Source organism: Azospira sp. APE16, assembly GCF_047901315.1.
Classification (GTDB): domain Bacteria; phylum Pseudomonadota; class Gammaproteobacteria; order Burkholderiales; family Rhodocyclaceae; genus Azospira; species Azospira oryzae.
In genome coordinates this window covers 3,580,545-3,599,314 of record NZ_CP179682.1, presented here as the reverse complement: position 1 = coordinate 3,599,314, position 18,770 = coordinate 3,580,545, and the positions used below count along the sequence as shown (strand labels likewise).

General features: G+C 63.4%; 13 protein-coding genes and 3 pseudogenes. 13 read left to right on the top strand and 3 right to left on the bottom strand.

What is annotated here, in order from left to right:
• Positions 1 to 81 precede the first annotated feature (81 nt).
• Positions 82 to 511: pseudogene (locus ACLSSQ_RS17110) on the top strand (IS66 family transposase); the annotation flags it as partial.
• A 121-nt stretch (positions 512 to 632) separates the two neighbouring features.
• On the opposite strand, the pseudogene ACLSSQ_RS17105 reads toward ACLSSQ_RS17110, so the two are convergent.
• A pseudogene (locus ACLSSQ_RS17105) lies at positions 633 to 866 on the bottom strand (IS110 family transposase); the annotation flags it as partial.
• 344 nt (positions 867 to 1,210) lie between these two features.
• Between ACLSSQ_RS17105 and ACLSSQ_RS17100 the strand changes: the two are divergent.
• The 11 genes and pseudogenes from ACLSSQ_RS17100 to ACLSSQ_RS17050 all read left to right on the top strand — a co-directional run bounded on the left by ACLSSQ_RS17100 (position 1,211) and on the right by ACLSSQ_RS17050 (position 15,690).
• Positions 1,211 to 1,492, top strand: coding sequence for a helix-turn-helix domain-containing protein (locus ACLSSQ_RS17100; protein WP_273685311.1), 282 nt, complete (start codon positions 1,211 to 1,213; stop codon positions 1,490 to 1,492).
• A gap of 35 nt (positions 1,493 to 1,527) precedes the next feature.
• Positions 1,528 to 2,097, top strand: coding sequence for an Hsp20/alpha crystallin family protein (locus tag ACLSSQ_RS17095; protein WP_236213254.1), 570 nt, complete (start codon positions 1,528 to 1,530; stop codon positions 2,095 to 2,097).
• A 97-nt stretch (positions 2,098 to 2,194) separates the two neighbouring features.
• Entirely contained in the window at positions 2,195 to 5,044 is a 2,850-nt protein-coding gene (gene clpK, locus ACLSSQ_RS17090; protein WP_416243341.1) for a heat shock survival AAA family ATPase ClpK, read from the top strand.
• 15 nt (positions 5,045 to 5,059) lie between these two features.
• Positions 5,060 to 6,490, top strand: a complete 1,431-nt coding sequence (gene cls, locus ACLSSQ_RS17085; protein WP_416243340.1) for a cardiolipin synthase — start codon at positions 5,060 to 5,062, stop codon at positions 6,488 to 6,490.
• A gap of 27 nt (positions 6,491 to 6,517) precedes the next feature.
• A complete protein-coding gene (ftsH, locus tag ACLSSQ_RS17080) occupies positions 6,518 to 8,401 on the top strand; it encodes an ATP-dependent zinc metalloprotease FtsH (protein WP_416243339.1) in 1,884 nt (627 codons plus the stop codon).
• Entirely contained in the window at positions 8,398 to 8,838 is a 441-nt protein-coding gene (gene trxC, locus ACLSSQ_RS17075) for a thioredoxin TrxC (RefSeq protein WP_103259721.1), read from the top strand. Before ftsH ends, trxC begins: the two co-directional genes overlap by 4 nt.
• 155 nt (positions 8,839 to 8,993) lie before the next feature.
• Positions 8,994 to 11,801, top strand: coding sequence for an EAL and GGDEF domain-containing protein (locus tag ACLSSQ_RS17070; protein ID WP_416243338.1), 2,808 nt, complete (start codon positions 8,994 to 8,996; stop codon positions 11,799 to 11,801).
• A gap of 183 nt (positions 11,802 to 11,984) precedes the next feature.
• Positions 11,985 to 12,485, top strand: a complete 501-nt coding sequence (psiE-GI, locus tag ACLSSQ_RS17065) for a heat resistance protein PsiE-GI (RefSeq protein ID WP_416243337.1) — start codon at positions 11,985 to 11,987, stop codon at positions 12,483 to 12,485.
• Positions 12,463 to 13,428 carry a zinc metalloprotease HtpX gene (locus ACLSSQ_RS17060; protein ID WP_261530818.1) on the top strand — a complete coding sequence of 322 codons (966 nt, stop codon included), beginning with the start codon at positions 12,463 to 12,465 and terminating at the stop codon, positions 13,426 to 13,428. Before psiE-GI ends, ACLSSQ_RS17060 begins: the two co-directional genes overlap by 23 nt.
• Before the next feature lie 24 nt (positions 13,429 to 13,452).
• A complete protein-coding gene (locus ACLSSQ_RS17055) occupies positions 13,453 to 14,604 on the top strand; it encodes a S1C family serine protease (protein ID WP_103738920.1) in 1,152 nt (383 codons plus the stop codon).
• 232 nt (positions 14,605 to 14,836) lie between these two features.
• Positions 14,837 to 15,690: pseudogene (locus ACLSSQ_RS17050) on the top strand (LysR family transcriptional regulator).
• 227 nt (positions 15,691 to 15,917) lie between these two features.
• Here ACLSSQ_RS17050 and ACLSSQ_RS17045 read toward each other — a convergent pair.
• Positions 15,918 to 16,838, bottom strand: a complete 921-nt coding sequence (locus tag ACLSSQ_RS17045) for a LysR family transcriptional regulator (protein ID WP_416243336.1) — start codon at positions 16,836 to 16,838, stop codon at positions 15,918 to 15,920.
• A 113-nt stretch (positions 16,839 to 16,951) separates the two neighbouring features.
• Between ACLSSQ_RS17045 and ACLSSQ_RS17040 the strand changes: the two genes are divergently transcribed.
• Positions 16,952 to 18,166, top strand: coding sequence for an MFS transporter (locus ACLSSQ_RS17040; protein ID WP_416243335.1), 1,215 nt, complete (start codon positions 16,952 to 16,954; stop codon positions 18,164 to 18,166).
• Between the two features lie 63 nt (positions 18,167 to 18,229).
• On the opposite strand, the gene ACLSSQ_RS17035 is transcribed toward ACLSSQ_RS17040, so the two are convergent.
• Positions 18,230 to 18,757, bottom strand: a complete 528-nt coding sequence (locus tag ACLSSQ_RS17035) for a DUF2242 domain-containing protein (RefSeq protein ID WP_014236113.1) — start codon at positions 18,755 to 18,757, stop codon at positions 18,230 to 18,232.
• Positions 18,758 to 18,770: the final 13 nt, after the last annotated feature.

Here is an 18,770-nt window from a genome sequence, read left to right as displayed (position 1 = left end):
GGATTCACCTCTGTATCGAGATGAGAGCCATCCTGGGGGGTGATGCTCGGATGCTTTTCGCCCATGTCAGCGCCTACGGCGAAGCTCTCGTTCGAGATCGCCCAGCTGCGACGCCTGAAGTTCGGCAAGAAGAGCGAGCAGCTCGATGCCGAACAACGCGCGCTGTTCGACGAGGCTCTGGACGCCGACCTTGCCGCGGCTGAGGCGCAGCTCCAGGAACTGCTGGGCAAGAAGAAGCCGCCGGCTACGCCTGGCGCGATGCCTAAGCGCACCGCCTTGCCGGCGGACCTGCCGCGCGTGGACTGCCACCACGAGCCCGAGAACACCCGCTGCGCGTGCGGCTGTGCGCTCAAGCGCATCAGCGAGAAGCTGGACTACACGCCGGGCGTGTTCACGGTCGAGTGCCACATCCACGGCAAGTGGACCTGCGCACAGGTGCCGAACGCTGACCCAGGCGCCGGTCCCGGCGGAGATCATCGCCAAGGGCATCCCCACCTCCGGGCTGCTCGCGTAGGTGCTGGTCGCAAAGGACTCCGACCATCTGCCGCTTACATGGTCGTCCCTAGGCAAGCAGGAATCAGCTGCGTGAGTGAATCGGGAGGTTTGCGTAGCTGATGGCTGGTCAGCAGCGTCTGCGCCGGCGGCTTCACCGGCACGAAGCGCATGTGCGGGCGGGTTGCCGCCTCGCAGATCGCTGCGGCATCGGCCGCACCGTTCTTGCGTCCCTTACCGGCCATGCGGTAGGGCGTGACGAAGTGGCCTGCAATCAGCCGCGCATCCAGCCCATAGCCGCGCAGCTTGCGTGCCCAGTGATGCGCACCGCCGCAGGCCTCCAGGGCCACCAGGCAGCCGGGAGGCAGCTCCGCGCACCAGGCCGCAAACTTGTCAGCGGCCAGCGCCTTGGCAACCCCCACGCGCGCATCCACCGCATGCACCTAGATAACCCGCTTGGCCAGATCCACCCCGACTCGGGCAATCTCGTTCATGGACTTCCCCTTTCACATGGCTGCAGATTGATGGCTTGGGGAGCACCATCGCGGTGGCAGCCAACATTTGTTTCCTGGCTGCTTACGATTGAGTCACATCAATCGGCCAGCAGATCGCTGGATGTTGACTCTTGACTTTCGGCATGTTAAGCGCAATATCTTGCAAAGTCTTGCAAGAATTTCCTCAGGCGAGGCCGCGTGACGACGGAACTTGTGGGGGTGGTATGACAGCGCACCAGCAGGCGATCTTCACACTCGACGAGTTGGCTGCCTACTTGAAAGTCGGCAAGCGGACGCTTTACCGGCTCGCCTCGCACGGGGAGATTCCGGCCTTCAAGGTCGGCGGGACGTGGCGGTTTCGTCAAAGTGAAATCGATCGATGGATCAATGATCAGATCCAAGCAGGCAGAAAGAAGGAGGTGATACGCACAGATGAGCAGCCAAAGTCAGCGGAACACTCCGTGTCGTCTGGGCGCGCTGTCCGTCGCCGCAGGCAAACGGAGTGAGCGAGAGTCTTCAATTTTTCTTCTGGAGGTGTGACATGGACATTGATTTCAAGAAATTGGCTCCCTGGAACTGGTTCAAGAAGGAGCAGGAAGAACAACAGAGCACTGCCTCGCTGCCGGTGCAGCGCAATGACCTGCCGGTGGCGGGTGGGCCCGTCAGTCCCATCCTGCAATTGCATCGCGAGATCGACCGCCTGTTCGACGACGCGTTTCGAGGCTTCGGTTTCCCGACGCTGGCCATGCCACGCTGGCCGTCGGACTGGCCGGGCATGCTGAAGCCGGCGCTGGACATCCAGGAGACCGACAAGCAGTACAAGATCGCCCTGGAAGTACCCGGCGTCGAGGAAAAAGACATCCAGATCACGCTCGACAACGACGTGCTGCTGGTGCGCGGTGAAAAGCGTCAGGAGCAGGAAACGAAAGACGGCGGTTTCCACCGGGTGGAGCGCTCCTACGGCAGCTTTCAGCGCGCTCTGAACCTGCCGGCCGATGCCAACCAGGACACGATCAAGGCCGCTTTCAAGAACGGCGTACTCACGATCACGATGGAAAAGCGCGAGGCCAGTGCGCCCAAGCAGGGCCGCTCGATCCCGATCAACGGCTGACGCCGATCGGCTAGTTCTCTACAGAAAAACCAAGTGAATGGCGAGGCGCCGTGACCTTCGGCGTCTCGTCAAATCAGTCCTCTCAAGGAGCATGAGCATGGCCAGAAAACAATGCCAGGTCTGCGGCCAGCCCGCCACGGTGCGGGTGGAAGCCAATCTCAATGGTCGTCATAGCACCATGCTGTTGTGTGACGATCACTATCGCCAACTGGTGCGCCAGCAAAAGCGCACCGTCTCACCGCTGGAAGCCTTGTTCGGCTCGCGCAGCGGGCTGTTCGAAGACTTCCTTGGCAGCGACTTCTTCCGCATCGGTGACGACGCACCGTCCATGGCGGCCGATACCGACGAGGTCGTCGATGCCTCGTTCGGCGAACCCGCCCCGGCCGGTACGGGCACCGCGCGCCGTCGCGGCAGTGGGCTCGCCAGCCGTATCAGCGAACAGTCCGAGGCCCTATTGCAGGAGGCCGCCCGACACGCTGCAGAGTTCGGGCGCGCCGAAGTCGATACCGAACACCTGCTGCTGGCGCTATCCGACAGCGACGTGGTCAAGACCATCCTGGGGCAGTTCAAGATCAAGGTCGATGACCTCAAGCGCCAGATCGAATCCGAAGCCAAGCGCGGCGATAAGCCGTTCGAGGGCGAGATCGGCGTGTCGCCCCGGGTCAAGGACGCGCTCAGCCGTGCTTTCGTGGCCTCCAACGAACTCGGCCACTCTTATGTCGGGCCGGAGCATTTCCTGATCGGGCTCGCCGAGGAAGGCGAAGGTTTGGCGGCCAACCTGCTGCGCCGTTACGGCCTCACGCCACAAGCGCTGCGCCAGCAGGTAAGCAAGGTGGTCGGCAAAGGGGCCGAGGATGGCCGCGCCGAGACGCCGACCAACACGCCCGAGCTGGATAAATACTCGCGCGACCTCACCAAGATGGCGCGCGAGGGCAAACTCGATCCAGTCATCGGCCGTGCGCAGGAGATCGAGACCACCATCGAGGTGCTGGCCCGGCGCAAGAAAAACAACCCGGTGTTGATCGGTGAGCCCGGCGTCGGCAAGACCGCCATTGTCGAAGGGCTGGCGCAGCGGATGGTCGCCGGCGAAGTGCCCGAGACGCTGCGCGACAAGCGTCTGGTCGAACTCAACATCAACGCCATGGTGGCAGGCGCCAAGTACCGCGGCGAGTTCGAGGAGCGCGTGCAGAAGGTGCTCAAGGAAGTGACCGAGCACCAGGGCGAGCTGATTCTCTTCATCGACGAGGTGCACACCATCGTCGGTGCAGGCCAGGGTGGCGGCGAAGGCGGGCTGGACGTGGCCAACGTGTTCAAGCCGATGATGGCGCGCGGCGAACTGAACCTGATCGGCGCCACCACGCTCAACGAGTATCAGAAGTACATCGAGAAGGACGCCGCGCTGGAGCGTCGCTTCCAGCCGGTGATGGTGCCCGAGCCGACGGTAGCGCAGACCATGATGATCCTGCGCGGCCTGCGTGACACCTTCGAGGCGCACCACAAGGTCAGCATCACCGAGGATGCGATCATCGCCGCCGCCGAGTTGTCGGACCGCTACATCACCGCGCGCTTTTTGCCTGACAAGGCCATCGACCTGCTTGACCAGGCGGCCGCACGCGTGAAGCTGTCAGCCACGGCCCGCCCGGTGGCGGTGCAAGAGCTGGAGTCCGAACTGCACCAGCTGCGGCGTGAGCAGGACTATGTGGCCTCGCGCAAGCAGTACGACAAGGCCGCCGAGCTGGGCAAGCGCATCGAGGCCAAGGAGACTGAACTCAAGAAGCTCGTCGAGGAATGGGAACGCGAGCGCGCCTCGGGCAGCGCCGAAGTCAAGGCCGAGCATGTCGCACAGATCGTCTCGCGCCTGACCGGCATTCCGGTCAACGAGCTGACGGTGGAAGAACGCGAGAAGCTGCTGCATCTGGAGCAGCGGCTGCACGAGCGCCTGGTGGGCCAGGACGAAGCGGTGCGCGCGGTGGCCGATGCCGTGCGGCTGTCGCGGGCGGGCCTGCGCGAGGGCAGCAAGCCGGTTGCTACTTTCCTGTTCCTCGGGCCGACCGGCGTGGGCAAGACCGAGCTCGCCAAGGCGCTGGCCGAGTCGATCTATGGCGATGAAGGTGCGCTGCTGCGCATCGACATGTCCGAGTACGGTGAACGCCATACCGTGGCACGCCTGGTGGGCGCGCCTCCGGGTTATGTGGGCTATGACGAGGGCGGCCAGCTCACCGAGAAGGTGCGTCGCAAGCCCTACAGCGTGTTGCTGCTGGACGAGATCGAGAAGGCTCACCCCGACGTCTACAACATCCTGCTGCAGGTGTTCGACGACGGGCGGCTCACCGACGGCAAGGGCCGGGTGGTGGATTTCACCAATACCATCATCATCGCCACCTCGAACTTGGGCTCGGACATCATCCAGCGTCGGCTGAAGGCCCGTAGCGCCGCCGGCGAGGAATACGAGAAGACCAAGTCCGAAGTGATGGACGTGCTGCGCGGACACTTCCGCCCCGAGTTCATCAACCGCATCGACGAGATCATCGTCTTCCATGCGCTGGGCAAGGAGGAGATCCGCCATATCGTCGGCCTGCAGCTCGATCGTGTGGCCCGCAACGCCGCCAGCCAGGGCGTGACGTTGACCTTCGACCAGACCTTGATCGACCACTTCGCGGAGGAAGGCTACAAACCCGAGTTCGGCGCGCGCGAGCTCAAGCGGCTGATCCGCAGCGAGCTGGAAACCGCGCTGGCACGCGAGATGCTCGGTGGTGGCATCGGCAAGGCCGATCACGCCAGCGCCCGCTGGGATGACAAGGCCGAACGGGTGGTCTTCGAGCGCAAGGAGCCGCCCGCGAAGCCGGCCGAGCATGAGAAGCCCGTTGCCGCGAACGTGGCCGAGGCGCCGCCGAGCGACGAGAGCAAGCCTGCGCGCAAGAAGAAGTCAGCGGGCGGCGAATCTTGAGCGATGGGGGCTGTCGTGTCCGACCCCAACGGGCTGACATGGGCAGCCACCCTCGTGTCGCTCGCGGTCGCTGTCCCCACGGCGGGGCACGCGGTCATCTACAAGCGTGACCCTCGATCGGCCACGCTGTGGGTACTGCTGATCGCCTTGTTGCCGCTGGGCGGTTCGCTGCTGTATGGGCTGTTCGGCATCAACCGTTACCAGCGGCGGGCGCGGCGGCTCTTCCCGGGGGCAGATCCTGCTGTTCGGCAGGACCTCTCGCCCACGATGCCCGAGGCTGTATCGCCGCCGCTTGCCGATCTGGCCCACCTGGTGGGACGCGCCACCGGCCAGTCGCTGACCGACGGCAACCGCATCGAGCCGCTTGTCGATGGCGAGCAGGCCTACCCGGCCATGCTCGCTGCCATCGAATCGGCGCGGCACAGCGTCGCCCTGGCCTCGTACATCTTCGACAGCCAAGGCATCGGGGCGCAGTTCGTCGATGCGCTGAGCCGGGCCCATGCGCGCGGCGTGCAAGTGCGGGTGCTGATCGACGATGTCTATGCCCGGTGGACGCCCAGCAGCGCCTACCGCGCCTTGCAACGCGCCGGCGTTCCGGCGGCGACGTTCAACCCGACGTTGATTCCCGCGCGCCTGTATGGCGCGCATCTGCGCAATCACCGCAAGCTGCTGGTGATCGATGGCAAGACGGGTTTCACCGGCGGCATGAACATCTTCAGCCCGTATTGGCGGCCCGATGCGCCGGGCCAGGCCTGTCACGATTTGCACTTTCGTCTGCGCGGGCCGGTGATTGCGCATCTGATGCGGTGCTTCACCGATGATTGGTGCGATACCACGGGCGAGCGGCTCAGCAAGGGTTACTGGGGCGAACCGCCCGTAACGGCTGATGAGCAAGGAACCTCTTGGGCGCGCGGCATCGAGGCCGGTCCCGATGAGGCCCTGGACCGGATGCGCTGGACCTTCATGGGCGCTTTGAGCGCCGCGAAGCATTCGGTGCGCATCTGGACACCTTACTTCGTCCCCGATCAGCCGATGATCGCGGCGCTAAGCACGGCCGCGTTGCGCGGCGTGCGTATCGACGTGCTGACGCCCGCAAACGGCGACCATCCCACGGTGCAATGGGCCGCGCGCGCCCACTACTGGCAGGTGCTGGAGCACGGTGTGCGCATCTTCGAACGGCCTGGCCCGTTCGACCACAGCAAGCTGATGCTGGTAGACGGAGCGTGGTGCTGCCTGGGTTCGGCCAATTGGGATGCGCGCAGTTTGCGCCTCAACTTCGAGTTCAATGTGGAAGTGTACGACACCGCGTTGTCTACGCGGCTGTCATCCCTTTTTGATGCCGCTCGTGATGCGTCGGGCGAGATATCGGCGAAGGCGTTGCGCGCCCGCCCGCTGGCCATCCGCTTGCGCGACGGGGTGGCCCGTCTGTTCACCCCCATTCTCTAGCGACACGACTTGCGAGGAACATTGCCCATGGAAAAGAAAGATCAATGGAACATTGGCTACTGGATCGTCACCGGCCTGTTGCTGCTGACGCTGCAGAACTACTGGCAGGCGGCCAAGACCGTCGAGCCCGTGCCCTACAGCGAATTCGAGAAGGCGCTGGCCGAGGGGCGCGTCGCCGAAGTGCTGGTGTCGGACCGCACGGTCACCGGGCGCCTGAAATCGCCGGACAGCCGGGGCAAGACCACCATCGTGGCCACCCGTGTCGAACCCGACCTGGCCGAGCGGCTGTCCAAGTACGACGTGCCCTATGCGCGGGTGGTGGAAAGCACCTGGCTGCGTGATGTGCTCTCCTGGATTCTGCCGGCGGTGGCCTTCTTCGGCGTCTGGTTCTTCCTGTTCCGCCGCTTCGCCGAGAAGCAGGGCATGGGTGGCTTCCTGAGCATCGGCAAGAGCCGTGCCAAGGTATTCATGGAGAAGAACACTGGCGTGACCTTTGCCGATGTCGCTGGCGTCGATGAAGCCAAGGCGGAGTTGGTTGAGATCGTCGATTTCCTCAAGAATCCGCAGGAGTATGGACGGCTCGGGGCGCGCATTCCCAAGGGCGTGTTGCTGGTCGGCCCACCGGGCACCGGCAAGACATTGCTGGCCAAGGCTGTTGCCGGCGAGGCGGCGGTGCCCTTCTTCTCCATCTCCGGATCAGAGTTTGTCGAGATGTTCGTCGGCGTGGGTGCGGCCCGTGTGCGCGACCTGTTCGAACAGGCGCGTGCGCAGGCGCCGGCGATCATCTTCATCGATGAGCTCGATGCGCTGGGCCGCGCGCGCGGTGTCGGAGGACCGATCGGTGGACACGACGAGCGTGAGCAGACGCTGAACCAGTTGCTCACCGAAATGGATGGCTTCGACAGCTCGGTCGGGCTGATCATCCTTGCAGCCACCAACCGGCCGGAGATCCTCGATCAGGCCTTGCTTCGCGCCGGTCGCTTCGACCGTCAGGTGCTGGTGGACCGTCCCGACAAGAAAGGTCGCCTGGATATCCTGAAGGTCCATGTCAAGAAGATCACCCTGGCCCACGGTGTAGATCTGGAACAGGTGGCGGCGCTGACCACCGGCTTTTCCGGCGCTGATCTGGCCAATCTCGTGAACGAAGCAGCGCTGAACGCGACGCGGCGCAAGGCGCAGGCTGTGGAACTGCAAGACTTCACCGCCGCCATCGAGCGCATCGTGGCCGGCCTGGAAAGGAAGAACCGTGTGCTCAATCCGAAGGAGCGGGAAACCGTGGCCTATCACGAGATGGGGCATGCGCTGGTGGCGCTGGCGCTGCCCGGCACCGATCCGGTACACAAGATTTCAATCGTTCCGCGTGGCATCGGTGCACTCGGCTACACCCTGCAGCGGCCCACCGAAGACCGATTTCTGATGACACGTGCCGACCTGGAGCACAAGATCGCCGTGCTCCTGGGAGGGCGCGCGGCTGAGAAGCTCGTGTTTGGCGAGCTGTCCACAGGGGCTTCAGACGATCTCGCGCGGGCCACCGACATCGCCCGCGACATGATTACGCGCTTCGGCATGGATGAGGGCTTGGGGTACGTTGCTTTTGAGGCACAGAGGCCGCGTTTTCTTGATGCGCCTGAACTGGTACAGGGTGGCTGCCGGGTAGCCGAATCGACTCAGACACGCATCGACCAAGCCATCCGTGACATCGTGATGGGTGTGTTTGATCGTGCATACCGAATTCTCGAAATTAACCGAGAAGTGCTGGAGCGGTGCGCGCGCGAACTGCTCGCACGGGAAACGCTGGATGAATACAGCATCCGGCAACTGACGCAAGGGCTACAGCTCGAATCCCCATGTCACAGCGGCCCAACTGCCGGAGCCATTACTTCCTCTGTGTCCCAAGGAGCCACCTCATGAGTGACAGCATTCATATCGTCTGCCCACACTGCCAATCCATCAATCGCGTGCCAGCCAACAAGTTGGCAGAGAAGCCCAATTGCGGGCGGTGCCAGCACCCGCTGTTCACCGGAGAACCCATTGATCTGACCACAGCGACCTTCGCCCGTCATCTGGAGCGCAGTGACCTGCCGCTGCTGGTTGACTTTTGGGCGCCGTGGTGCGGGCCGTGCAAGATGATGGCGCCGCAGTTCGAGCAGGCAGCCTCCCTGCTTGAACCCAAGGTGAGGTTGGCCAAGGTAAATACCGAGGCCGAGCCTCACCTGGCCGCCCAGTTCGGTATTCGCAGCATTCCAACCCTGATTTTGTTCCGAGGGGGACATGAGGTTGCACGTCAGGCGGGCGCCATGGGCGCGCAGGACATTATGCGCTGGGTGACATCCCGCTTGCCGCAATGACCCGGCGCAAACCACCCTGCTTATCAGTTGTTCGATCCTTGAAGAAAGTGCGTAGCCGCGATGCATAGCGACCCCAACCACACAATCTTTGACGAAATGCGTTCCCAATTGCAGAAACTTTGGAACCTCTGTTTCACCCATAAGGAGCGTCACCTTTGAACGAGACTCCTCAAATCTCAGCCCGACACTGTGGCCAGATTAACCAGAATGCCCACTTTGGCAGTTGGCATCTCGATCTTGGCTCGCAACTCCTCACTTGCTCCGATGAAGCCTGCCGCCTGCTCGGCCTGGATGTTGGTGCGCCAATAGCCTTCGAGCGATTCCTGCAGTGCATTCACCCTGAAGACCGCCCCCTCTTCGATAGGGCATGGGATGCTGCCATGTGCGGAAAGTCCCTTGATCTGCGGTATCGCATCGTCAGCGGAGGGCAGGTTCGCTGGATACACCTGCGGGCAACATTCAAGGGCGACGCCTCTGGTCGGCCCAGAGCGGCAGACGGGACGGTAGAGGACATCACCGATCTCAAGAGGGTCGAGCAGGCGCTGAACTCGATGCGCCGACAGCGAGAAGAGTTGGCCAGCCACGTTCCCGGTATGCTTTACCAATACCGTCTTCGTCCAGACGGTAGCTCGCACTTCCCTTATGCCAGCGCGAGGATACAGGAAATATACGGGGTTGCACCGGAGGATGTTGTTGAAGATGCCACTCCTGCGTTCGCTGCGCTCCATCCTGAAGACCGCGACCGTGTGCATGAAACCATACAGGCGTCGGGGCAGTCACTCGCGCTTTGGCATGACGAGTACCGAGTGCAGTTTCCAGACGGTCGGGTGATCTGGGTCGAAGGCGAGGCGTCGCCTGAAGCGATGCCTGATGGGAGCATCCTCTGGCACGGCTATATCCATGATGTCACCTCACGCAGAAGATCCGCGGAAGAGCTTCGCCTTGCGGCTAAAGTTTTTGAGCACGCAGGAGAGGGCATCCTCGTTACGGACGCTCAAGGCCACATTGTCAACGTCAATCGGGCGTTTTCCGTGATCACTGGTTATGCGCGGGAGGAAGTAATGGGTCAGACACCTCGTCTGCTCGAGTCCGATCGATATGACGATGAGTTCTATCAGACCGCTTGGCAGGCTCTGCGTGAGCACGACTATTGGCACGGAGAGCTCTGGTGCCGACGCAAGAACGGCAGTCAGTTTGCCGCGCTGCTGACGATCAGTGCAGTCCCGGATATGCGGGGCAATATCGAGCATTACGCAGCCATGTTTTCCGACATCACAGCGGTGAAGGAGAACCAGCAACAGCTTGAACGCGTTGCTCATTACGACCTGCTCACCGGCTTGCCAAATCGACTATTGCTTGGAGACCGCCTTAAGCAGGCCATTCGTCAGACACGTCGGCGTGGCATGCACCTGGCGGTTGTCTTCATCGATCTGGATGGATTCAAGAAGGTCAACGACCAGCACGGCCACGGAGTCGGCGACAAATTGCTTTCCGTCCTGTCCAGGCGTATGACGCAGGTGTTGCGCGAAGACGATACCTTGGCCCGTCTTGGTGGTGATGAGTTTGTCGCTATTCTGGTCGACCTGCCGGATATTTCCATCAGCGTACCGATTCTCGATCGCCTGATCGAGGTGGCTGCACAGCCCGTACCGATTGGTGACGCACTGTGCGAGGTGAGCGCGAGTATCGGTGTGAGCTACTACCCGCAAGGCGAAGATATCGACGCCGACCAACTGCTGCGGCAGGCAGATCAGGCTATGTATCGTGCCAAGCAAGCCGGCAAGAATCGATATCACGTTTTCGATACGGAGAAGGATCGTACGCTGCGCACCCGTCACGAAGGATTTGACAGCATAGAGAATGCACTTGCCAATGGGCAGTTTCTGCTTTATTTCCAACCTAAGGTCAACATGCGCACCGGTGAGGTGCTGGGCGCCGAAGCCTTGATCCGCTGGCAACATCCGACGCGTGGCTTGTTATCTCCTGCCTCCTTCATACCCATCATTGAGAACCATCCGCTCGGGATTGACGTGGGGAAATGGACCATCGAGGCTGCGCTGACCCAGATCGAAGTTTGGCGCAAGGCCGGCCTTCATGTCCCGATCAGCGTGAATATCGGTGCGCGGCACTTGCTGCAACCGGACTTCATCATGCATCTACGGGGTATGTTGTCACGACATCCCGGCGCCCAGCCGCAAGACCTTGAACTGGAAATCCTCGAAACCAGCGCCGTGGAGGACTTCGTTCAAGTGTCTCAGTTGATGGCGCTGTGCGAGAGGATGGGATTGCGTTTTGCCCTCGACGATTTCGGCAGCGGCTATTCATCGCTGACCTATCTGAAGCGCCTGCCCGCGCACCTGCTCAAGATCGACCAAGGTTTTATACGCGACATGCTCGAGGATCCGGACGATATCGCCATCCTGGATGCGCTACTGGCACTGGCAAGGTCGTTTGGCAGGAACTGCATCGCGGAGGGAGTCGAATCCATTCAGCATGGTGAAATGCTGCTGCGTCTGGGATGCGAGTGGGGCCAGGGTTATGCCATCGGGCATCCGATGCCGGCGCATGAATTCGAGCAATGGCTACACACCTGGCAGGTACCCTTATCCTGGAAGGGATTCAAACCTGACAGTCGCTCCGCGCTGCCCGTGCCGTTCACATACGCCGACCACCGGGTCTGGATTTCCCAGATGATCGACTATCTGTCAGGTAAGACCCAAGTGCCGCCTCAACCCGAAGCACTCCAATACTGGCGGGATCAAAGTGGCCGCCCTACGTTCTTCGGCAAGGATCCTGATGATCAGGTCGATGTCCTGCATCAGAGCATCCAGCAGTTAGCGCACACCCTGAGTGAAATGAAAAATGCCGGCCGTGTCGAGGCATTGAGGGCTGGCATCGACAAGTTGCAACATTTGCAGGCGGATCTGCTGGGATTGCTGCCGCCAGACCAGAAGCCGGATTGATGCCATGCATGGGACAAAGGGTTGACGTGCAAGAGGCTGATCCACCCATCGGCGGCGCCACGGGCGCGCAGGACATTATGCGCTGGGTGGCTTCGCAATTGCCTCGGCAATCCAGTTGTAATCGAGTCGTCTTCTCGGACTCCCCGTTCCATTAACGTTTCATTGAAAGAGAGAGCAACGCTTATGCATAAAGAATCTGGCCACACGACCCTTGACGAGATGCGCTCCCAGTGGCGGTTGATGACGGTTTACGAGCGCTTCGAGCAGGTCGTCGCCCTCGTTCTGTCGGCGGTAATTGCCGTCATCATCGTGGTGTCGCTGTTCCAGCTCATCGCCATCGTCTTCACGCTGCTGGTCCTCGATGCCTTCAATCCCCTGGATCACAAGGTATTCCAGAGTGTGTTCGGCATGATCATGACGCTCTTGATCGCGATGGAGTTCAAGCATTCCATCGTGCGCGTGGCGCTGCGTCGGGACAGCATCATCCAGGTCAAGACCGTGATCCTCATCGGCCTGATCGCGCTGGCGCGCAAGTTCGTGATCCTCGACCCCGAGGCGAGCCCCGCAAAGATAGCCGCGCTGGCAGGCGCCACGCTGGCTCTGGGTGCGACCTACTGGCTGCTGCGCGAGCGCGACGACCGCTCCGCCGAGACATCTGAGCATGATCCGTCATCATCCCAATGACCCGCGCGCGGCGTTGTTGCAACACCGCTGGCTCAACCGCCTGCAGACCGGGCTGTTGATCCTGACCCTGGTCGGGATCGCAGCCGCCGCAGGAAGCCTGCTGTTCGGGGAAAGCGGCCTGTGGCTCACGCTGTTTGCAGTTGCAGGCACGCTGTTGCTGGAACCGGCAGCCGCATCCGTCTTGACCTTGCGCCTGTACCGCGCACGGGCTTTGTACCCGCACGAAGCCCCCGAGATTTGGGCCCTGTTGCGCGAGCTGTCCGCCCGTGCCGGTTTGTCCGCCACGCCGGTGCCGCACTACGTGCCAAGTGCCGTCGTCAACGCCTTCGCCACCGGCTCGAAGCAGCATGCATCGATCGCCCTTACCGATGGCCTGCTGCGCAACCTGAGTTCGCGCGAACTGGCGGGTGTGCTCGCGCACGAGGTCGCGCACATCGCTAATGAGGATCTGCGTGTCATGGGGCTGGCGGATTCCGTCAGTCGCCTCACGAGCCTGCTGGCTATGGTCGGACAGATCGCTATTGTGTTCAGCTTGCCCGCACTGCTGGCCGGCGCGGTGGCGGTCAATTGGCCTGGACTGCTTCTGCTGGCCGCCTCGCCCCAGCTGGCCCTGCTCGCACAGCTCGGCTTGTCTCGCGTGCGTGAGTTCGACGCTGACCGCCTCGCGGCGGAACTGACCGGCGACCCGCAAGGGCTGGCGTCCGCGCTGGCGAAGATCGAGCGGGTCAGTCGCTCCTGGCGTGCCTGGCTGTGGCCGGGATGGGGCAATCCCGAGCCTTCCTGGTTGCGCACCCATCCGGCAACGCAAGATCGCATCTCACGCCTGCTGACGTTGGCGCCTGGACCAGCAACAGCCTTGCCGTTTCACGCGCCCCATTTCTTGCCGGAATCCGCTGTGACGCCGCGCCCGCCGCGCTGGCGCCCGAGCGGGCTATGGCGCTGATTGCCTTTCAACAGGAGACTTCTCATGGCCTACCCTAACCCGTATCCACGCCCCGCACCGGATCCCTTCATCCGGCGCTGGCTCTTCATCACCGCCTGCATTGCTGCGCTCATGCTGCTGTGGCAGTTCCTGCCCGCCATCGAGGCCTGGTTCAGTCCGCGCGAGGCGGCAGAGCGCACCGTGACGGCGCGCGGCGACTTGGCGGCGGACGAAAAGGCCACCATCGAACTGTTCGAAAAATCACGCGCCTCGGTGGTCTACATCACCACCGCGCAGCTGGTGCGCGACGTCTGGACGCGCAATGTCTTCTCCGTGCCTCGTGGCACGGGATCGGGCTTCATCTGGGACGACGCCGGCCACGTCGTCACCAACTTCCACGTTATCCAGGGCGCGTCCGAAGCCACGGTCAAACTCGCCGATGGCCGCGACTACCAGGCCGCGCTGGTGGCGACGAGCCCAGCGCACGACATCGCCGTGCTCAAGATCGGCGTCGGTTTCAAGCGCCCGCCGGCCGTGCCGGTCGGCACCAGCGCCGACCTCAAGGTAGGACAGAAGGTGTTTGCTATCGGCAACCCCTTTGGCTTGGACTGGACGCTCACCACCGGCATCGTCTCCGCGCTCGACCGCTCGTTACCGGGAGAAGCGGGCGGCCCGGCCATTGATCACCTGGTTCAGACCGACGCCGCCATTAACCCCGGCAACTCGGGCGGCCCCTTGCTCGATTCGGCGGGGCGGCTCATCGGCATCAACACGGCGATCTACAGCCCCTCCGGCGCCTCGGCTGGGATCGGTTTTGCCGTGCCGGTGGACACCGTCATGCGGGTAGTGCCGCAACTCATCAAGACCGGCAAATACATCCGCCCGGCGCTTGGCATCGAGGTGGACGAACAGCTCAATCAGCGCCTGCTTGCGCTGACGGGAAGCAAGGGCGTGTTCGTGTTGCGTGTCACCCCCGGCTCGGCAGCGCACAAAGCCGGGCTCGCTGGGGTCGAGATTACCCCACAAGGCATCGTGCCCGGCGACCGCATCATCGGTGTTGATGGCAAGGCGACGGACGATGTGGCTAAGCTGCTCGCGCGGCTAGACGACAGGAAGGTCGGCGATGTGGTGGTCTTGTCAGTGGAACGGGCCGGCAAATCGCGCGAGGTGCGTGTGGAGCTGCAACCCGGGAATTGATTGAACTGAACCTGTGGGTCAGGCGGTAGTGCAGCGTCGCGGCGATTGAGGTTCTCAGGTCTTCGGCCAGGTAGCGTTCCGCCTCAACCTCCGTAATTTTCGGATGCGATCTGCCTATCCGAATAGGCAAGCATGCAACGCCGGAACCTCTTGCCAATCATCGAAGGAGAAAGCGAGGCGCAATCCGCATGAGGTGGACGCAGGCCAGGAACGAGGCAAACAGGAGGCCGCATTGGAACTCAGACTACTGCGCTATTTCGTTGCGGTCGCGGAAGAACTGCATTTCGCGCGAGCGGCCGAGCGCCTTGGCGTAGAACAATCGCCTGTGTCGCGCGCAATGCGCAATCTCGAAGCCACGCTCGGCGTGCAGTTGTTCGACTGCAGCGCGCACTAGACGCGACTGACCTGGGCCGGTCAAGTGTTCCTCGGTGAGTGCCGGCGTGTGCTGGCCACCGTGGAGCAGGCGGTGAGTGCCGCAAAGGCGGCGGCGCAGGGCTATCAGGGTTATCTGCGCATCGCCATCTGCGACAGCTTGGCGCAGCCCCACATTGCCACCTTGCTGGCGCGCAGCAGCTCAAGGGCCTGCACAACGATCTGCTGGACATCGGCTTTGCGCTGTCGGACGCGGTGAGCGAAGGCCTTGTCGCCGAGCCCGTGTGGACCGATCCTCTGTCGGTGATTGTGCCCGTGCGCCACCCCTTGTTGGCGCACGCGGAAGTGCCATTGGATGAAGCCTTGAAGTTTCCGTTGGTACTGTGCCATCCGGACGCGGGATCGGGCTGCCACCACCAGATCCAGGCGGTGCTTCAAGGTGCGTCCAAGCCGCTCAAGCTGGTAGATCAGGTGACGAGCCTAGGCGTGATGCTGACTCTGGTCGGTGCCGGTTATGGCCTAGGTTTCGCCATTGCCTCGCAGGTGCAGACCCTGAACCGCCCCGACATAACCGTTCGCCCCTTGGCCGGCACGCCGCCCATGCTGTCCACCTACCTGCTGCGCCGCAGCGCCGAACCCTCTGAGCCCATGAAGCGGTTTCTGCAGCGCGCCCGCGAGGAGTTCCTGCCAAAGGGAGATGAACCGGCCTCGTGACGTTGAGTGCTCGGGTACATTGGCAATCGCTGGCTGTCCATGGCTCGCACTGGACCTGCTCGGAGCGTGCGTTGACCAAGGGTGGTTTTTCAGTCCATAATTATGCCCATCTCGGTTCGCCGAGTGCGGAAAACTCGTTATCAATCAACGAGTTAGGGACACGATGATGTTCCCATCGCCCGCTCCACCGGATACTCAAAAGGCCAGTCCTCCGCGACTGGCCTTTTTCATTTCCGCCCCTGCCGCCACGGCGGTACCGGCGTCAGGGCCGCTTCCAGTTCTGCCAGGAAGACCTTGACCTTGGGCAGGCGGATGCGGCTGGGGGTGTAGCAGGCGTAGAGGTGGCGGCCGAAGCGGACCTGGGGTTCGTGGTCGGGCAGCACCCGGATCAGGCGGCCGTCGGCCAGGGCCGGGGCGCACAGGAAGTCGGGCAGGATGCCGATGCCCTGGCCGGCGAGGATGGCGTCTTCCAGGCATTCCAGATTGTTGTAGTGCAGGGGGCTGTGGATGGGTACCCGGATCTCGGCTCCTTCCCGGTCGGTCAGGCGCCAGTGGCCGTCGTCGGTGAACAGGTAGCTGAAGCAGCGGTGCAGGGGCAGGTCCTGGGGCGCCTGGGGCGTGCCGTGGGCGGCCAGATAGGCGGGGGCGGCGCAGAGGTGGCGCTCCAGTTGCAGCAGGAGGCGGGCCACGGCGTCTTCGGGCGGGGCCTTGGTCAGGCGCAGGGCCAGGTCGATGCGGTCGGCCACCAGGTCCACCAGCTGGTCGGTGAGTACCAGCTCACATTCCAGGCCTGGGTATTTCTCGACCATGGACGGCAGCAGGGGGGCGATGTAGCGGCGGCCGAAGGCCAGGGTGGCGCTGATGCGCAGCACGCCCTGGGGCGTTTCGCCCAGGTGGCGCAGGGCCAGTTCGGCGCTGTCCACCGCTTCCAGGGCGCGGCGGGCGTGCTGGAGGAAGACTTCGCCGGCGGGGGTCAGGCTGAGGCGGCGGGTGGCCCGCTCGAACAGGCGCTGGCCGAGGGATCGTTCCAGGTCGCCGATCTGCTTGCTCACCTGGGCCCGGGTGCAGTCCAGCTGCCGGGCGGCGGCGGCCATGCTGCCGCTTTCGACGACCTTGAGGAAACTGTGCCAACTGGGAAGCCAGGCCATGGTGTCAATGATCCGTTGACGTTGATGCGGGGATTATGGGCTGTTTCGTCGCCGATTTGCTGACTAGAGTGGAATCCGATTGATTTGGTCCGTACGGGCCGGGAAGGATTGCCATGTTTCGTACCCTGAGCCGGCCGGAAGTGCTGGTGACCACCCTGGCGGCGGCCGGCATTCTCATGGTGACCATGGGTGCCCGGCAGTCCCTCGGCCTCTTCGTCGCGCCCCTCAATACCCACACCGGCCTGGGCATCGCCAGCATCAGCCTGGCCATGGCCGTGGGCCAGTTCACCTGGGGCGCCATCCAGCCCGTGGCAGGGGCCGTGGCCGACCGCTACGGCGCCCGGGCGGTGCTCATCGGCGGCCTGCTGGTGCTGTGCCTCGGCACTGCCCTGACGCCCTTCATGGATTCGGGCCTGGGCCTGATTTTTTCCATCGGCCTGCTGTCGGCCATGGGCGCCGGCGCCGGCAGCTTTTCCGTGCTCATCGGCGCCGCCGCCCAGCGCCTGCCGGTGGAGGCCCGGGGCGCCGCTTCCGGGGTCATCAACGCCGGCGGCTCCTTCGGCCAGTTCGTCTTCGCCCCCATCCTGCAGCGCCTGATCCAGAGCGTCGGCTGGATGGGCGCCCTGTGGGCCATGGCCATTGCCACCCTGGCGGCCCTGCCCCTGGTGGGCCGTCTGGCGGGGGCTCCGCCGGCCCATGCCCCGACAGCGGCCACTGGCGGCGGTCTTGGCCAGGCGGTGAAGGAGGCCATGGGCGACCGCAGCTACCTGCTGCTTCATGCCGGCTTTTTCACCTGCGGCTTCCACATCGCCTTCCTCGTCACCCACCTGCCCGGCGAGGTGAACCTGTGCGGACTGCCGCCCTCGGTGGCCAGCTGGTCCCTGGCCATCATCGGCCTGGCCAACATCTTCGGCAGCCTCTACGCCGGCTCCTGTGTGGCCCGCTACCGCAGCAAGTACATTCTGGCGGCCATGTACGCCTCCCGCGCCCTGCTCATCATCTGGTACCTGATGATGCCGCGCACGGAATGGACCTACTACCTGTTTGCCGCCGGCCTCGGCTTCACCTGGCTGGCCACGGTGCCGCCGACGGCGGCCATCGTCGGCAAGCTTTTCGGCGTGCGCTACCTGGGCACCCTGTTCGGCCTGACCCTGCTCTCGCACCAGATCGGCGGCTTTCTCGGCGCCTACCTGGGGGGCCTGACCCTGACCCGCTTCGGCGACTACGGCTGGATGTGGTACGCCGACATCGCCCTGGCGGCGGCCGCCGCCCTGGTGAACCTGCCGATCCGGGAAAAGCCGGTGCAGCCCGTGGCCCAGCTGGCCTGAGGCGCCGCCGCAAAGCAAAAAGGCCAGCCCGGGAGGCTGGCCTTTGTTTTTGGCGCGGCGCGTTCAGTTGTTGTTGCTGCCGCCGTCCAGGCTGTCGATGAGGGCGAAGAGGCGCTTGTAGAAGTCCGGGTCGGCGATGGTTTCCTCGCCCACCTTGACCAGGGAATCCTTGTCCGCCACCCAGGGAAGGGAGATGGAGCCGATGCCGGTGACGCTGAGGCCGGCGCTGCTGCTGCCGGCCTTGAGGGCGAAGCGGGTCTGGCGGGCGTTGGCGTAGATGACGGTGCCGACGTTGCTGGGCAGGCATACCAGGCTGATGGAAAGGCGCATGCCGTAATCGGCCTCGGGCTGGAACAGCTTCTCGCCGCGGATGCTTTCGGGCTTGGTCTCCTCCACCTGGTAGCCCTGGCTGAGCAGGGCCCGGCGCCCCAGTTCGCAGGCGTTGGCGGGAACCCGGGTACTCCAGTATTCGAAGGGGGAATTGCTGTCGAAAGACTCGTGCTTGTAGGCCGGCGTGGGGCGGGAGGCGCAGCCCGCCAGCAGCAATCCGCTCAGGGTGAGTAAGACAAGGGGGCGGAAAGAAAAACGCATGGGGTTCTGGTGC

Coding starts and splice junctions, on each gene's coding strand:
- ACLSSQ_RS17045 (WP_416243336.1), bottom strand. CDS start 16,838: ATGGCCTGGCTTCCCAGTTGGCACAGTTTCCTCAAGGTCGTCGAAAGC.
- ACLSSQ_RS17100 (WP_273685311.1), top strand. CDS start 1,211: ATGACAGCGCACCAGCAGGCGATCTTCACACTCGACGAGTTGGCTGCC.
- ACLSSQ_RS17060 (WP_261530818.1), top strand. CDS start 12,463: ATGATCCGTCATCATCCCAATGACCCGCGCGCGGCGTTGTTGCAACAC.
- trxC (WP_103259721.1), top strand. CDS start 8,398: ATGAGTGACAGCATTCATATCGTCTGCCCACACTGCCAATCCATCAAT.
- psiE-GI (WP_416243337.1), top strand. CDS start 11,985: ATGCATAAAGAATCTGGCCACACGACCCTTGACGAGATGCGCTCCCAG.
- ACLSSQ_RS17095 (WP_236213254.1), top strand. CDS start 1,528: ATGGACATTGATTTCAAGAAATTGGCTCCCTGGAACTGGTTCAAGAAG.
- ftsH (WP_416243339.1), top strand. CDS start 6,518: ATGGAAAAGAAAGATCAATGGAACATTGGCTACTGGATCGTCACCGGC.
- ACLSSQ_RS17040 (WP_416243335.1), top strand. CDS start 16,952: ATGTTTCGTACCCTGAGCCGGCCGGAAGTGCTGGTGACCACCCTGGCG.
- clpK (WP_416243341.1), top strand. CDS start 2,195: ATGGCCAGAAAACAATGCCAGGTCTGCGGCCAGCCCGCCACGGTGCGG.
- ACLSSQ_RS17035 (WP_014236113.1), bottom strand. CDS start 18,757: ATGCGTTTTTCTTTCCGCCCCCTTGTCTTACTCACCCTGAGCGGATTG.
- ACLSSQ_RS17055 (WP_103738920.1), top strand. CDS start 13,453: ATGGCCTACCCTAACCCGTATCCACGCCCCGCACCGGATCCCTTCATC.